Genomic DNA, 15,891 nt, shown 5'->3' with positions numbered 1-15,891 from the left:
TATGAAGATAGAGAATAATCAGCAATTATGGGCTTTATATCTAGGTATGCTTTCTTTTTTAGGAAACAAGTTGGATATGGATGTTTTGAAAAAACATAAGAAGATTTGGAAGCTTATAAAGAATCAGGAGTATGAGTTACCTGAGGCAATTATTTATGGCGCTCCAGAAGTAGAATTGCATTTATTAAAAAACTCTCAAGTAAATATTATACAAAACTTTGTAGAGCAAAAACATGGTATTAAAAACTCAAATAGATTTTTTGATGAAGTTGATAGATTAATTGAAGGAAGTGGATTTACAAGAGAAGCATCAAGAGAAATTCAAAGGATAAAACTTTTATCAAATGCTTATATAAATGAAATTTTAAATGATAAAAATAATAAAGCTAAGAAAGAGAAATATGAAACAATCTTTAGGAATATTGACAGTGTTACAAGTTCTGGGTTATATGCTTACGATCTAGCCAATGCAATAAGTTTGTGCAGATTAGGTGGAGTTTATGGATATTTAAATAAAGAAGAGGTATTAGAAAAAGTAAATAATATAGCAGGGATTATTTATGATAAATATTATAACTATGAAGATTTTGGAGTAGCATGCCGTTTAGGGTATGAACTTGAGGTTCTTAAATTAAAGGATAATAACGCTAAAATAGATAGATTAGATCAACATAGTGTAATGAATCAAGTTGGATATAATATATGGACCAAATTACCTTGGCCTAGGGAGTTTAATATTATGTAAAAGTGAAGATTAAAACGTATGATAAGGAGAAATACAATAAAACAGGCAATTGAAATGAGGAGAGAATTATATTACCTCAACATTATTGGAGTAAATATATGCTTCTTAAGTGGAATGAATAAAAATGTTAAAAGATATTAACATAAATGTAATTTCTGTGTAACTATTAGAAGTAAAAATAGGTATATAATTTATTGGTATAAAATTCATGTTACATAAAGGGGATTGATTATGAGTAGAAAAACAAAATTTATATCAATATTTTTATTAATGGTATTTTTATTGGAAACTGTAACTTTTGCAGATATTCCTAAATTCACTGTGGTTATTGGAAATAAAGGATATTCCCTTAATCAATTGCACAATGGAGAGGATAATGGGGATATAAAAAAAGGTGTTCCAATGTACATTAAGGATGGACAAGGGAAATGGATAAACATAAAGACAAAAAAGGAGGTAAGTAAAAATTCTATTCCAAAGATTACTTATCTTGATGAATATGGCAATAAGAAAGTATATGAAAAGCATGATGGAGAAATCATTAAAGAAGAATGTGAAAAGATATATTTTAAATTATTTATAACAAAAAACAAAAGTGGAGTTGGGCAAGTTGTCTCATTAAATATGACACCAGAGGGGTATTCTCAGTTCTTTAATGGAGTTTATTTTCAGTTTGTAGATAATGAAAATAATAGTTTGAGTGAAAAGCTGGATATAGAGAAATTAAATTTTATTTATCCTGAAATAAAAGACAAACAGGTTAACATCAATATATATGATTATTTTGATAAAAAGATAGTTACCATAGAAAATATCACTGTAAAAGCAGATGAGAAGATACTTATTTCAGAAAGTAAAATTGCTGAAAGTGGTGTTATTACTGTTTCAAACAGTGAAGAATTAATGAAAGCATTAGGTTCAAGAAGAACCATACGTTTGAAAAAAGGTAAGTATGACCTGTTAAGCAATAAAGTAAAAAATTCTTTTATAGGATATAATGAAGTTTTTGATGGTAAAGAAATAGTCTTTAGTAACATAACAGACTTAACTTTAGAGGGTGAAGATGGTGTAGAATTATTTGTTGATCCTAGATATGCTAATGTAATGAATTTTGTATCATGTTCAAGAATCAACTTTAAAAATCTTACAATTGGACATACAAGAGGAAAAGGATATTGTACTGGAGGAGTTTTGAAGTTTGATTATTGTAAAGATATTAGCATTGAAAACTGTGTTCTTTATGGATGTGGAACTGAAGGGTTAACACTATCTGGAACAACTAATCTTAATCTTAAAGATTCAGTAATTGAGGAATGTAGTTATGGAATAATGACAGTAAGTGGTTCTTCAAATATTGCTTTTGACAATTCGATTTTTAGGAATAACAAAGATCTATATGGTGCGGTAATAAATAATAGCAGCAATGTGAAGTTTAATGAATGTGTTTTTGAAAATAATGAGGCAGGATATAGGGAATTAATATCAGGACGTGTAGATGAGACAGGAGAAGTAACAATTCAAAACTCTAAATTTATTAATAACAGCAGTAAAGCGTTTCTTGATCAAAACTATAAAGGGAATATAATTTTGAAAAACAATCAATTTACTAATAATAAATTTGGGGATGAAAAAGTTGCTTTATTAGTAATGGGAGATGTAAATGATAAATGCTTTAATGAGTCAGCGTTTAATGGACTTAAATATTCAAAGAGTAATTATGGGATTGATTATAAGGTTGTAGAAGCTAGTAATATTCATAATGATGATAAAGAAGTTGTAAAAACTATTGAAGATTCAGACTTAATCATAGCTGTTGGGTTTATGTTTGATGAGGTTATTGGTTCTTATGCTGATAAATATCCTGAAAAGTCTTTTGTATTAATTGATGCTGAAAGCGAAAATAAAAATGTAACATCGTTGATGTTTGATGAGGAAAAAGGTGCATTCTTATTAGGTGCATTGGCAGGTTTGCAAACAGAAAGCAATAAGGTTGGATTTATAGGTGGAATGGAAATATCATTAGTTAAGAAATATCTTTCTGCATTTACGGCTGGGGTTTATACAACAAATAAAGAAGCAGGAAAGTTATTATTAAATGAAGATATGGTAGAATTTACTGGAACTTTTGCAAATATGGATAAAGGGTTTAAAGCTGCAAACACACTGTATTCTAAAGGATGCGATTATATCATAAATGTTAATGGAGCTTGTGAAATTGGAGCATACAAATTTGCAGAAGGACTTAGTAAAAAGCAGAACTTGAATTTCTTGGGTATTGATTGTGCAAAAAAAGATATGTATCCTGAATATGCTAGTAGAATAGAATGCAGCATGGAAAAAGGTATAGGAGAAGCAGTGGAATATGCAATAAAGAACTACAAAGCTTCAACATTATCAAAAGGAACTAAGAATTTGGGAATACAGGGAAGATATATATCTTTAAGTAATGCTTTTTATTATCTAAATAATGAAGCAGAACAAAAGGTTATTATTTTAAGAGATGAAATTAGTCAAGGTAAAATTCTTGTTCCTAAAACAGAACAAGAATTAAAAGATTATATAGAGGGACTGTCACCACCCGAAAAAAGTAGAAAATAAAGATGAAGTTATAAATTGCCAGGGAAATAATTTCTCTGGCTTTATTTCGGAATAGAATAGATGTTGATTTATGGTTGTTATTAGAAATACATGATATAATTTACATATTGGAATGCGGGCACTTAAATATGAGGGTATAACTAGGAGAGATATATGAGTTTAATTAGAAATGATAAATGTTGGTGTGGAAGTGGCATAAAATATAAGAAGTGTCATATGGAATTTGATGAAAAGTTAGAAAGATTAAAAAAGAAAGGATATGAAGTTCCAACGAGAGCTATGATTAAGAACCATGAACAAATTGAGGGAATAAGAGAAAGTGCTAAAATCAACAATGCTCTTTTAGATTTAATTAGTAAGAATATAAAAGAAGGTATGAGTACAGAAGAAATAAATACATTAGCTCATGAGTATACAATATCTCACGGTGGAATACCTGCTGATCTAAACTATAATGGGTTTCCAAAGAGCCTTTGTACATCTATCAATGATGAGGTATGTCATGGAATACCTAGTAAAGAGGTAATTCTTAAAAATGGAGATATCATAAATGTTGATGTAACAACAATACTTAACGGATTTTTCTCAGATGCATCAAGAATGTTTAAGATTGGGGAGGTAAGTGAAGAAGCACGAAGACTTGTTGAAGTAACTAAAGAATGTTTATATAAAGGAATAGAATCAATTAAGCCATGGCAGAGTTCATTAGGTGATATAGGAGAAGCAATTCAAAATCATGCAGAAAGTAATGGGTGCTCTGTTGTTAGAGAATTTGGAGGACATGGAGTTGGTCTTGCTATTCACGAAGAACCTTTTGTATCCCATTATGGGAAAAGAGGAACAGGTATGATTCTAGTACCAGGTATGGTATTTACTATTGAGCCTATGATAAATAGTGGAAGTCGTAAAGTATTTATAGATGCAGATAATGGATGGACTGCATTTACAGCTGATGGATCACTTTCAGCTCAATGGGAGCATACAATTCATGTAACTGAAGATGGTGTTGAGATAATATCAAAATAAAAAGAGAAAAGAAAAACATTGGATGGTGTTAGGATGAAGAAATTATGTTATACAGAAGAGTCACTTTTAAGAAAAACTATATTATTTAAGTATAAATTTGGATTTGTTGGAGAGGCGTATATTGCGGTTGAGGAATTTGAAAATGATTATAAACAGTACAAGTATATTTTAGAAAAATACCTTAGTTTAAAAGAACCCTTTTATTGCAATAGAAATAGAAGTTATTATTCTACAGATTTAAAGGAAACTATAAATTTGATTTTAAGTATAGATTCGGATGCAAAGAGTATTATTAATTCTGATATGTCCTTTCAAAATAAACAGTATATTATTTTTTCTTTAACAGAGTACATGGTATCTTACATAGGAAAATTACTTGGTGTGTGTTTTGCTCATGAAGAATTGAAAAATAAGTATTATATATCCCTTAAAACATATTTATCGCAGTTCACTGATTATTTAGTTTGTATAATTTTTAATGAGGATTTTAAAAGCGTTCCTTTTATATCTAAGGAATTATTAGATAATATTCTATGTGATATGCAGCAGCTTCATATACAAGAGGTAAGAGAATACTCAGAAATGGATAATATTTTTATTATGTTTGTAACTTACTTTGTGTACAGTGATTACTTAAAAAATCAAGATATTATTATCTCTCCATTGCAGGGAGCGGTATTAATTCCACCATTTTATATATCTATTCAGAAATATATTAATAGAAAGGTTGGAAAAGATACCAATATTAATTTTGAATATGTTAGATTATCTAATTATGATAATTCTCATTACTGTGAGTTTTCTTTATCCCAGCAGATGAAGGTTTTAAAGAATCAATATAATGAAAATGCAAATGTAATTTTACTTGATGATAATACTGGTACTGGAAGTACAATAAAAGGTATCAAACAAGAACTTTCAAAGGTGTTCATAAATATTACAACAGGTGTATTGGAGTGCAGATGGGATACTAAACTATATACTTCAAAATTTCCAAATTATCCAGCATTTCATTTAAATGATGTAGATTTAATAACCCCTTTATGCTATAGGCATTACAAGTTCTTCCATGATCAAATAAAGTATATTAAAAATAGTGAAAAACTTCATAGTTGGTACAACAATGGACAGTTTTATAAACTAAAAATGATTTATCATGAAATGGATTATTACACATATATCAATGAAAATTGTTTTGATGATACAATCAAAAATAGACTTTTAGATATCTATGAGAACTTTAAATATATTGAAGAAAAAATAGAGAAATGGAGGGAAGAGTATTGAGTAATTTATTAGAATATGAGATTAGACCAATGAAAATAGAAGAGTTAGAAAGGGCATTAGAGCTTATTTACAATGTTTTTATGGAATTTGAAGCCCCGGATTTTTGGGAAGAAGGAGTGAAAACATTTGTGGAGTTCTTAGATTTTAATTCAATCAAAAACAAAATAGAAGATGATAATTTGAATTTTTTCGGGTGTTATGATAAAGAAAAACTTGTTGGAGTTATTGCAACTAGACAAGTAAGTCATATAGTTTTGCTATTTGTAGATAAAAACTATCACAGGAAAGGAATTGGTAGAAAGTTATTTGAAACAGTGTTATCTGCAGTTGAAGATAATTTTAATATTAATGAGATAACCATTAACTCATCACCATATGCAGTAGAATTTTATCATAAGTTAGGTTTTCAAGATACTGATTCTGAACAACTTGTTGATGGAATAAGGTTTACACCTATGAAATTTGAAATTGCATAGATTGGGGGGATAAATTATGGTTTGTTATAGAGATATACCTTTTAGTGAGGTTTCGATTATTAAAGAAGTCTGGGAGAGGAATAGAAAGTTTCATGAGGATATATCGAAAGATTTTAAGTATATCTATTCAGATATTGTTTTTGAAGAGAGAATAAATGGATTCAGCGTCTTTGATAAAGAACATATAAAAATTACCCTAGCTGAGGATGAAGATAGCGGCATTTTATTGGGATACTGTATTTCTGCATTTGAAGGAAATCAGGGGGAAACACATTCCCTTCATGTGGTTGAGGAATCTAGAGGAACTGGAATTGGAAAAGAGTTAATGAAAGGTCATATAAAATGGCTAAAAGCAAATGGTTGTGAAGATATTACACTCGCAGTTTCTTGTGATAATAATAATACTATTGAGTTTTATAAAACCATGGGATTTAGACCTAATACTATAGAGATGAGATTGAAAAAATAATAAACGAGTAGGTGATAAATGTGTATGAAGTAAAGAGGGGGATCTTAACAGGAAAAAAATTTATTAATTTAGTAGAAGGGGTTGGATGGGGACATCCTACTCTTGAACAAATAGAAATAGCAATAGAGAATTCATTATATAATGCTTGTGTATTAGATGGTGATGAGATTATCGCAATGGGAAGAATTATAGGTGACAATAGTATGTCTTATCTTATTAAAGATGTAGTAGTTAATCCTAAATATCAAGGGAAAGGTATTGGAAAACTTCTTATTAATGATATGTTAACTTTTTTAAAAGAAAAAACACCAAAAGGGTGGAAGTTTTGCATTGAACTTATGAGTGCTTCTGGAAAAGAAGGTTTTTATGAAAAGTTTGGATTTGAAAAAAGACCATCTGTATCTGGTGGAGCGGGGATGTTTTTATTGGTAGACAATAAATAAAAAACAAGGAATAGGTTATAATCTTAACTTATTCCTTGTTTTATTATTTGGAATGAAAAGCAGACGATTTATTATTAGTGCTTGTACAACCACTTGATAAATGCATGCTAGTTCTTATTAAACATTGTGTTTAATAAGAAAACATTTGATGAGTTTTTCATGTGATCGCAATAGCATTTCAGGTGAGCGTTTAAATCACCATATACATTATAAGCAATAGCTCTACAGCCACCACCGCATATATATTTATAATCGCAGTCTTTGCATTTTTCGATTTTATGTACATCTCTATCAATAAAATCACATGTTACCTTAGAGGTTTTTAAAGCTTCTAACCAATCTGGTGAAAGAATATTTCCTATTTTTAAATCATCTTTAATTAAAGCTTGACATGGATAAAGGTCTCCATTAGCATCTACAGCTAGTTCATTGAAACATGCACCACAATTAATCACCCCTGAACTGAATTCATTAAGTTCAGAACCTCTTATTTTGGATAAGTATGCGCTGTAATCAGGTATTAATGCGACTTCTTCAGGGGAATTAGGTGAAAATAGAGCTGTAATATGATTCATATTAAGATTTTCTTCAACAAAAGCTTTAATTTCATCGATTTTATCAAGATTCTTATTTGTTAAAACAGACCTTACAGTGAATTTGTGTCTATATTCTGGTGCAACAACTTTTAAGTTATTGATTAAATTATATTTATTTGAATTTGATCTATTAGCATCATTTATCTTATCATCAATACTATCAAGACTTACAGTTACTTTATCAACAAATTGCAATAAATCTGAATTTTTATGTAATAAGGTACCATTTGTTAACAATGCTACATTGCTATCAAATCTTTTAATGTATTTAACTATATCTATGATTTCATCTCTTAATAATGGTTCTCCGCCAGTGAGGATATAGTTCTGAACTCCATTGTTTCTTAATTTATCTATGGTATCTTTCCATTGTTCTAATGTTAATTCTCCTTTATTTCCATTTAAATTATGTTTGTTATAACAGTAACTGCAATTTAAATTACATCTTTGAGTTAAATGTAAATAGACAGTATTTAATTTTATAGCTTTAGTATTTTTTATTGTATTATAGAATGAATTATTAATAAAATCACTTTCTGATTTAAAGAGGAATTTACACTCAACTAATACATTTAGTACTGACTCTAAATCATCTAATGAACACTCGCCATTGAATATATCTAAAATATCATCTGGATTAAAAGAATTACCGCTTCCAATTTCAATTATCTTTTTTAGTATTGTTGATACGGCTTCATTAATTTTAAGGGTACTGTGGGCGTGAGGGGTATATATATTTACATAATTATCATCAGTATTCATAAATATGATTCTGTTATCTAAGTAAAATTTCATATTACTAGCCTCCAAACTATTAAGGATATCTTTTTTAGTTAGTTAAGTAAGTTGATAATTTTAACTGTAATTAAAATATAGGATTTCTCTAAAGAAATCCTATATTTATAACATTTTTTAGTATGGTCCTGGTCCTGGCCAACCCCACTTGTAGCAGTATTCAGCGCATGGATCCTCTTTCTTTTCAACAACTGGTTTGAAAACTTCGAATTTCATATTGTCCCCTCCTTTATTTAAAATACTTGCCTTACAAGTAATATAATAACAAAATTCTCATAATATGTAAATATTATTTTTTGATAAAAAAATATCATTTAATTATTAAGAGTATAAATAATTGGATAAAATGGGGATTTGAAAAGTCTTAAACTTGGCATGGGTAGCTAGGTTTAGCTATAAAAATAGAAGGGGAGATTATCCGAAAATTACTGTGTAAAAGGATAAAAATTTGTTAATAAATTATTTATTTTAGAATTAATTTATAAAATTAATATGGTTATTCCAAAAATAAAAATTACTATATTAATAATCAAAATATATTAATAATAAGTTAATTAACAAGGAATTAGTAAGGAAATGTTGAAATATATAAAATTAGTAAAATAATTAAAGGGGATGAGTTGGTGAGTGAAAATGCACTTGATATAAATTTAAAGAACAGAGAATTAGATAATGTAAAAAGATTTTGGAATGTTTCAAAAGATTCTGAATTAAAAAAGTTATTTCCTTTTCTAGATAATACATTAGAAGAAGCTATAGATATGTATGATAAATCACTATTACCTGATGCAACAAGTTATGGAAAAACAATCTATGTTAATGATTGTTATATAGGGGATGTATGGTGTTATTGTATTGATGAAAAAGTTGAAAGAAGCTGCTTTCTAAGTATAGTGATTTTTGATAAGAATTATTGGAGTAAAGGAATAGGAGCTAAAGTAATACATGAGTTCAATGAGATAATTGCTAAAAAATACCATATTGATAAAATCTGTGCATTTACTTATAAATCTAATATAGCATCTAGAAGAACATTAGAAAAAGTAGGATTTAAGTGTCTGGAAGAGTTTAAAGAGAATGATATAACTTCTTTATATTATGAACTTAAATTATAAGCATAAGGAGGGTATTCTACTTGAATAAACAAAAAATAGTTCCAATAATAGTAATAATAATTAGTATTATTGGATATTGTTATATGGTGACTTTAAGATTTTCACCAAAAGCAGCCATACAAGGGTGGCCGGTGAAAGATAAAGGAATTACAATTTTAGAGAAACATGATTTAGATTCTAATAATACACTTGTTGCTTTTAAAGATAATAAGGATAATTCTTATGGTGTTGCACATTTAAAAAGTTTGAATGGGTTTTTATACAGGAGCAAATTTGTAGGTAGAGGAGAGAAAAATGATACTGAAAAACCTACACTTAATGTATGTATACTTTCAGGTTATAGATTTATTAACTACATTATAGTTAATAATGAGAAGGCTAAGTATGTAGCTATGGGTTCAGAATATAAGATGTACTCCGAACTTTTAAGCAAAAAAGATATTACTCTTGAAGAAGTTAGAGATAAAGATGAATTCTATGAAGTTAAAGAAATAAGAGATGACAATACTGTTTGCTTTTGGGGGATGTTAACTGACGAAGAGTATGTAAAAAAAGGAAGGATACTTTTATTTAATGAAAAGGGAACGTTAATCTACTCAAAATGGTTATTTTAATTATTTAGTACGGATAAATACAAAATTTTGATATAATACAATTGGATAAAATTTTTTTGATAAAGTGAATTAAGAAGAAATGTGTTTTGGCATTTTCTTTTGCAATCAAGTATTTAAAGAAAAGGAGCACGTAATGACAAAACAAAAAGTTAAAAATGAAAAAAAAACACAGATAGTTAAAGCGCTTCATAACTGTCTTTTAAAGAAACCTTTCAATCAAACATCAATTAAAGATATTGCTAAAGAAGCAGGGGTAAATCATGGGCTTCTTCATTATTACTTTAATAGTAAGGATGACATTCTATTAGAATATGTTGATTATATGTCTGAATTTTACTTATCATTACTTAATGAATGGATTGAGAATAAAATAATAAACCAAAAGGAAAATGTTGATATAAAAAGAGAAACTTTACTGTTTATGAACGAAATAATTATGACCTCTAATTCTGAGTTTACTAAAATTCTTTTAGAAATTTGGGGGATTGCATCATACAATGAAAATGTTAAATTAAAAGTAAAAAAAATTTATTCTGATTGGGAACAAGGAATAAATAGAGTTATTAAAGAATTTCAAGATGATGAGGAAACTGCTAAGTTTACAAGTAAGATATGGATGACATTTACTGAAGGATTAATACTTTTTTCAACTATTGGAGATCAAACAGAAGCAGAAAGACTAGAAATATTAGAAAAATTAGTTTCTTTTATAAGTTAATTCATGAGAGATAGTATAATTGCATAGGAACTGTTTAAACATATGAAAATGTGAGAAATATATTATAGCGTATTTCTCACATTTTTTATTTAGGCTATGTTTTAACATAATGATTATATTTTATAAGACTTTAAATTAATCATTACTTAAATTTACTTCAATATCAATAATAGAATCTTCATTTTCATCAATAATTTCCACAGAAACTTTGTTTACTATTGTTGTAAAATTTTCTTTAATAACACTAACATCTTTAAAAGCCATATCTAAATCATCTCTTGAAGTGAAACTTCCAATTGTCATGTGAGGCAAGAATGTTTTCTCATTTAGCCATTCAGGTTTATATGGTTCTAAAATTCCTGCATATAACTTTGAACTAAGTTTTTTTATATCTTCAATACCTTCTTTTAAAACTAAGAATAGATACATTCCTAAAGGATTATCTATTTTAATTATATCACCCATAGTTAGTCTAAAAGGGCTTGTCCCTGCAAGCGATTTTTCCAAATGTTCTTTAAGTTCAATTGATGTAAGATTACTTTCAAATGTAAATACCAAAGTAATATGTGGTCTAACATGATGAGCAAGCGGGTCATATTTTTCTCTTATTTCATCTATAATTTTAATATTTTCGAATTGAGGAAATATCATTATGGTTCTTCTCTTCATATCACAGTTCATTATAATCCCCTGCCTTATGTTGTATTTTGTATATTATAACACAATTTACAATATATAAAATACAATCATATAAATATTGGTTCTCTATCTTTGAATAATTGAAGAAATTTAAATTACTTAATGTAATTTGCTACTTTCTAATTACTTCTACAATTGACTCAAGATTATTATTTTTGTATCCAGCCGTAATTGCTTTTTGAATTAATGAATGTATACCATCTGTTACTGAAGTATCTATATGAGATTTGTTCATCATTTCAATTAATCGTTGAATAGCATTTGAATGAACCATATTGCTTGCCATATTATCTTTATAGCTACCGCTCTCAACATCTTGTGGAACATGCTTTAAAATTTCTGTAGCAACAGGGAAAAGATAAAGATCTTTTGCAATATCAGCAAATGTCTGAACAGAAAAGTTTTGACTTTTACATAATGCTGCTGCCTGTAATATACCCCAGTACGTACCATAGTATAAAGTTAACAGTGCGCAATCAAGTGTAGATGCACCACCAATATCATTACTTACTTTTATAAGATTTTTACTAAGGCTTTTTAAAGTTGATTCATTATTATTTAAAGTAGTTTCATCTCCTGAAAAGAGTATACAGGATTCGTCTGTACCAATTTGATTTGGGTAACACATTATTGCACCATCTAAATAATCAATGTCATATTCTTTTGTTATTTTTTCTAGTTCTTTTGTTTCTTGAGGAATTCCTGTTGAAAGTTGAACAAGTGTTTTACCCTTAAGAAGGGGTAATAGGTTGTCCTTTTCAAGAAACTCAATAGTACTTGCGTAACTATTAATGCTAAATACCATTAACTCACAGTTGGTTACAGCTTGTCTAGGTGTCTCTGCCAATCTAGCTCCTTGTTCTACTAAAGGAATACAGCTTTCTTTTATAACATCATAAACAAAAACATCATGACCTGAATTTAAAAATGCTTTCGTAAGTGAACTACCCATTTTTCCACATCCGATGACTGATATCTTAGACATAATTCATATCTCCTTTTAAATTTGATTTTTACAAACAATGTTTTAGTTAGTTGACTAACTAAAAATAATTATACTTCATGAAATGAATTTATTCAATAGTAAAAATGAGCAATTTTTAGAGGGGACGGACATCAAATAGAGGGAATAAACTATAATTTATAACAAAAAGAAGAGAGTATATAAAGTTTTTCCTTCTTTTTGTTATTTTCATAGAATAAAATTCTAAAAAGTGTGATATAATATATACAAACGTATGTTTGTGGAGGTTTTAAAAATGAAAGTGGTCGCAATGCCAATTGATGTCGTCGCTTGGTTTGATAAGGAAGGAATACCACATCCAGTTAGGTTCAGAATTACAACTAAAGATTGCCAGGAGCAAGTGGTTAAAATACATAAGATAATGACTAGAGATTTGGAAAAACTAGCTGGAAATAGAATGCACATATTCAATTGTACTAGTGTAATAAACGGTATAGAACGAGGACTTCAGATAAAGTATGAAATCGATACGTGTAAGTGGATGCTTTTTAAAATTTAAGGAGGTAAGTATAATGAAAGTTGAAGAATTATGTTATGAGGACAAGGTGAACAGAGAAGTTTTTGAAGGATTAAAAGATCTAGAGGTATTAGTTTTAAGTAATGCTGATAGGGAGACATTATTGGACCAAATAAAAAAGATGAAAATGAAATATGATGAAATTCCTTTTTAGTACAGGTGAACATTTATATGGGATAGAGGGCTTAGAATGATTCTAGGTCTTTTTTTATTACATTCTTAATTTATAAAGTTTCTTATAGGTTAAATTCACCATAATTAACGACAATAAGAATATGTTTTATTATGGTTATTTTTACAATAATATGATACAATGAAATTTGCTGCTTTTTTGTGTTTTATTATAGATTAAAATCAGTTTGGTTTTACAACATTAATAACAAGGGGGAGTAGAAATGAGTTTTCATATTAGAGTAAGTGGAAGAGGTATTGTAATAAAGGATGATAAGATAATACTAAATGAATTTGGAAATGGTGAATATTTTAATATTCCTGGAGGAGCTGTTGAACCAGGTGAGACAGTTAAAGATGCAGTTGTTAGAGAAATCCAAGAAGAAACAGGGTTAGATGTTACAGTTGGTGAGTTAATCTATACACTTGAATATGAGCCAAATAAATGTGATTTTATGTATGGAAAGGTACCGCATATAAGCTTTGTTTTCAGATGTTATGTAAATGGTGATGATACTATAAAATCTCCAACTATACCTGATGTGAATCCTGATAATCCTAAGTTAGTTGGTGAACCTAAGTGGATTCCTATCTCTAGATTAAAGGATATTAATTATATACCATATATTCATGATCAATTAATGGAATATTTAGAAACTAATAAATTCTCCCCAGTATTCATTGAAGAACCACTGGTAAGTAATAAGTAGGGGGATTTTATAATGTTGATTACATTGGTTAGAAGAGAGGATATTCAAAAGTGGGTAGAATTGAGTCATGAGGCTGATGAAATTGTGAAAGAGTTGGTTCCTGATACTTCTGTGTTTTGGGAAACTTTTGATGATTATATGGAGTCCAAAATAAGAAAACATGAAGCCTTTATGGCAAAAGACAGAATGTCTGGTAATTGTCTTGGTATTGTTGCTTTTTCAAGAAAGTACAATAGAATAACTTTCTTTGGAGTATCTATGAGTGCTGACTTTGAAAAGGTAGGGGAAAAACTTTTAGAGGTGGCTTTAAAGCAGCTTGATAGAACTAAAGAGATAACAGCTAATGTTTTAAAATTAGAGAATTTATATTTTCAACAGGAAAGAAAAATATATGAGAAATTTGGGTTTATCAAGCAAGATGGAGAAGTCTTAGAAGAAGGGGTTCCAGCTTTCGTGATGAAAAGAGCTGCAACAGGAGAAAAAAAACGAGCAAGTTTTCATCACAATTATTCACGTTATATAGATTGGTCAAATGAATCTAAGTGTCCAGTTTGTTGTGACGAGCCTGGTCCATCGGATATTGAACTAATAAAAGAGTTGAAATACTCATGGGTGGAAGCATCAATAAATGCTCAAGGTTGCTTATGGGGTAAATGTCATGTGCTTTCAAAAAAGCATTATGTTGAAATACATGATATTCCACAGGAGGATTTAACAAATTTTATGAGCGATGTTCAGAAAGTGTCAAAGGCACTGAAAGAAATATCCGGAGCTGTGAAAATTAATTGTGAATTACATGGGAATTCAATGCCCCATTTGCATATGCATCTATTCCCAAGGTATATTGATGATGCTTTTGCAGGTAGTGGAATTGATGTAAATAAAATTGAACCAAATCCTTATGAAAATAAAGATGAGTTTGATTATTTTATAAATGAAATGAGAAAAGTTTTAAGTGAATAGGGAATTTGTTTATAAATTTTTGATAAAAAGGAAGGGAAGACATTGAGTCTATCCCTTCTTTTGTTAAGTTAAGAGAATAATTTTTCTAAAAGTGTAATATAACCAAATAGACATATTTTGCTTTAAAAAATACTAAATTATGGTTTGAATTACAATTAGATGATATAATTTTTATATTGAAATGATTTTAAAGGAGGGAACTATGAGAATTCTTTTTATTGGGGACAGCATAACAGAAGGGATTCCAGGAGCATCTTATTTTGAGATATTGAAAGACAGATTAATAGATCACCAGTTAATAAATTTAGGAAAAGGTGGAGATACAGTTTTAAGCTTGAATGAAAGAGTTAAAAAGATACACTTGGAAGCTGATATTGATCTTATTTTCTTATTTGTTGGTGTAAATGATATATTTGTTAAAGTTTCAAAAAGCTATCCAATAATTAAAAAGGTAAGTAAACAGCCATGGGCAAAGAATAAGGAGGAGTTTAGATACTTTTTTAACAATACTTTGGAATATTTATCAGATAAGGCAAACAAGATAGTAGTTGTTCCTCCACTTTTGATAGGAGAAGATATTAGTAATGTGTGGAATGTGGAATTAAAGAGTTTTATTGAGGAAATTCGTGATATATCAAAAACCTTTAATAATATTGAGTATCTAGATATAAGAGAAGAATTTATTAATTATCTAGAAGGAAAAAGTATATCCAATTATATTCCGAAAAGTGCAACTCGTGTTTTAATGGATGTTATAACCCTAAAAACTACAGAAAAGGTTGATGATAAAGCTTCAAAACGAGGATTGCATTTAACACTGGATGGAGTACATCCAAACAGTTGTGGTGCAAAATTAATAGCTGAGTGTATAGAGGATTTTATTAAGGGTATGTAGATTAATAATATATATTGAAAAGGGGATATA

Annotated in this window: 18 protein-coding genes; 15 read left to right on the top strand and 3 right to left on the bottom strand. The window is 28.7% G+C overall.

The genetic code is table 11. The features are described from left to right. Position 1 precedes the first annotated feature (1 nt). The 7 genes from OW730_RS21945 to OW730_RS21915 all read left to right on the top strand — a co-directional run bounded on the left by OW730_RS21945 (position 2) and on the right by OW730_RS21915 (position 7,044). Positions 2–745 carry a DUF1266 domain-containing protein gene (locus OW730_RS21945; protein ID WP_271226188.1) on the top strand — a complete coding sequence of 248 codons (744 nt, stop codon included), beginning with the start codon at positions 2–4 and terminating at the stop codon, positions 743–745. Between the two features lie 231 nt (positions 746–976). Further along, on the top strand, positions 977–3,343 hold the full coding sequence (locus tag OW730_RS21940) for a BMP family ABC transporter substrate-binding protein (protein WP_271226187.1): 2,367 nt from the start codon (positions 977–979) through the stop codon (positions 3,341–3,343). 153 nt (positions 3,344–3,496) lie between these two features. Continuing rightward, positions 3,497–4,369, top strand: coding sequence for a methionyl aminopeptidase (locus OW730_RS21935; protein WP_271226186.1), 873 nt, complete (start codon positions 3,497–3,499; stop codon positions 4,367–4,369). Between the two features lie 33 nt (positions 4,370–4,402). After that, the gene (locus OW730_RS21930) at positions 4,403–5,656 is read left to right on the top strand and encodes a phosphoribosyltransferase (protein WP_271226185.1); all 1,254 of its coding nucleotides are present in this window, start codon (positions 4,403–4,405) and stop codon (positions 5,654–5,656) included. Next, positions 5,653–6,132, top strand: a complete 480-nt coding sequence (locus OW730_RS21925; protein WP_271226184.1) for a GNAT family N-acetyltransferase — start codon at positions 5,653–5,655, stop codon at positions 6,130–6,132. The genes OW730_RS21930 and OW730_RS21925 overlap by 4 nt, the downstream gene beginning before the upstream one ends. Positions 6,133–6,148: 16 nt before the next feature. Further along, a complete protein-coding gene (locus OW730_RS21920) occupies positions 6,149–6,601 on the top strand; it encodes a GNAT family N-acetyltransferase (RefSeq protein ID WP_271226183.1) in 453 nt (150 codons plus the stop codon). Positions 6,602–6,621: 20 nt separating this feature from the next. Next, positions 6,622–7,044 (top strand): GNAT family N-acetyltransferase, encoded by a 423-nt coding sequence (locus OW730_RS21915; RefSeq protein WP_271226182.1) that lies wholly within the window; start codon positions 6,622–6,624, stop codon positions 7,042–7,044. A gap of 107 nt (positions 7,045–7,151) precedes the next feature. On the opposite strand, the gene OW730_RS21910 is transcribed toward OW730_RS21915, so the two are convergent. Beyond that, positions 7,152–8,435 (bottom strand): radical SAM/SPASM domain-containing protein, encoded by a 1,284-nt coding sequence (locus OW730_RS21910; protein WP_271226181.1) that lies wholly within the window; start codon positions 8,433–8,435, stop codon positions 7,152–7,154. A 623-nt stretch (positions 8,436–9,058) separates the two neighbouring features. Here OW730_RS21910 and OW730_RS21905 point away from each other — a divergent pair. From OW730_RS21905 to OW730_RS21895, 3 genes are all read left to right on the top strand, one after another. Next, positions 9,059–9,550, top strand: coding sequence for a GNAT family N-acetyltransferase (locus OW730_RS21905; RefSeq protein ID WP_271226180.1), 492 nt, complete (start codon positions 9,059–9,061; stop codon positions 9,548–9,550). A gap of 20 nt (positions 9,551–9,570) precedes the next feature. Beyond that, the gene (locus OW730_RS21900; protein WP_271226179.1) at positions 9,571–10,164 is read left to right on the top strand and encodes a hypothetical protein; all 594 of its coding nucleotides are present in this window, start codon (positions 9,571–9,573) and stop codon (positions 10,162–10,164) included. A gap of 133 nt (positions 10,165–10,297) precedes the next feature. Further along, positions 10,298–10,882, top strand: a complete 585-nt coding sequence (locus OW730_RS21895; RefSeq protein ID WP_271226178.1) for a TetR/AcrR family transcriptional regulator — start codon at positions 10,298–10,300, stop codon at positions 10,880–10,882. Between the two features lie 135 nt (positions 10,883–11,017). On the opposite strand, the gene OW730_RS21890 is transcribed toward OW730_RS21895, so the two are convergent. Beyond that, positions 11,018–11,563 carry a 2'-5' RNA ligase family protein gene (locus OW730_RS21890; protein WP_271226177.1) on the bottom strand — a complete coding sequence of 182 codons (546 nt, stop codon included), beginning with the start codon at positions 11,561–11,563 and terminating at the stop codon, positions 11,018–11,020. A gap of 130 nt (positions 11,564–11,693) precedes the next feature. Continuing rightward, entirely contained in the window at positions 11,694–12,566 is an 873-nt protein-coding gene (locus tag OW730_RS21885) for an NAD(P)-dependent oxidoreductase (RefSeq protein WP_271226176.1), read from the bottom strand. Between the two features lie 274 nt (positions 12,567–12,840). Here OW730_RS21885 and OW730_RS21880 point away from each other — a divergent pair, with 274 nt between their 5' ends. The 5 genes from OW730_RS21880 to OW730_RS21860 all read left to right on the top strand — a co-directional run bounded on the left by OW730_RS21880 (position 12,841) and on the right by OW730_RS21860 (position 15,861). Further along, positions 12,841–13,104 carry a hypothetical protein gene (locus OW730_RS21880; RefSeq protein ID WP_271226175.1) on the top strand — a complete coding sequence of 88 codons (264 nt, stop codon included), beginning with the start codon at positions 12,841–12,843 and terminating at the stop codon, positions 13,102–13,104. A gap of 13 nt (positions 13,105–13,117) precedes the next feature. Further along, entirely contained in the window at positions 13,118–13,276 is a 159-nt protein-coding gene (locus OW730_RS21875; RefSeq protein WP_271226174.1) for a hypothetical protein, read from the top strand. A gap of 241 nt (positions 13,277–13,517) precedes the next feature. Next, positions 13,518–14,003, top strand: a complete 486-nt coding sequence (locus OW730_RS21870) for an NUDIX domain-containing protein (protein ID WP_271226173.1) — start codon at positions 13,518–13,520, stop codon at positions 14,001–14,003. A gap of 12 nt (positions 14,004–14,015) precedes the next feature. Then, the gene (locus OW730_RS21865) at positions 14,016–14,966 is read left to right on the top strand and encodes a GNAT family N-acetyltransferase (RefSeq protein WP_271226172.1); all 951 of its coding nucleotides are present in this window, start codon (positions 14,016–14,018) and stop codon (positions 14,964–14,966) included. 202 nt (positions 14,967–15,168) lie between these two features. After that, complete coding sequence (locus tag OW730_RS21860) at positions 15,169–15,861, top strand: SGNH/GDSL hydrolase family protein (RefSeq protein WP_271226171.1); 693 nt, start codon at positions 15,169–15,171, stop codon at positions 15,859–15,861. The last annotated feature ends 30 nt before the right edge of the window (positions 15,862–15,891 follow it).

Origin of the sequence: Oceanirhabdus sp. W0125-5, assembly GCF_027938815.1 — a bacterium.
In the GTDB taxonomy this organism is placed as follows: Bacteria; Bacillota; Clostridia; order Clostridiales; family Clostridiaceae; genus Oceanirhabdus.
The sequence above is the reverse complement of the archived record's forward strand: the minus strand, read 5'-3'. Positions and strand labels throughout refer to the sequence as shown.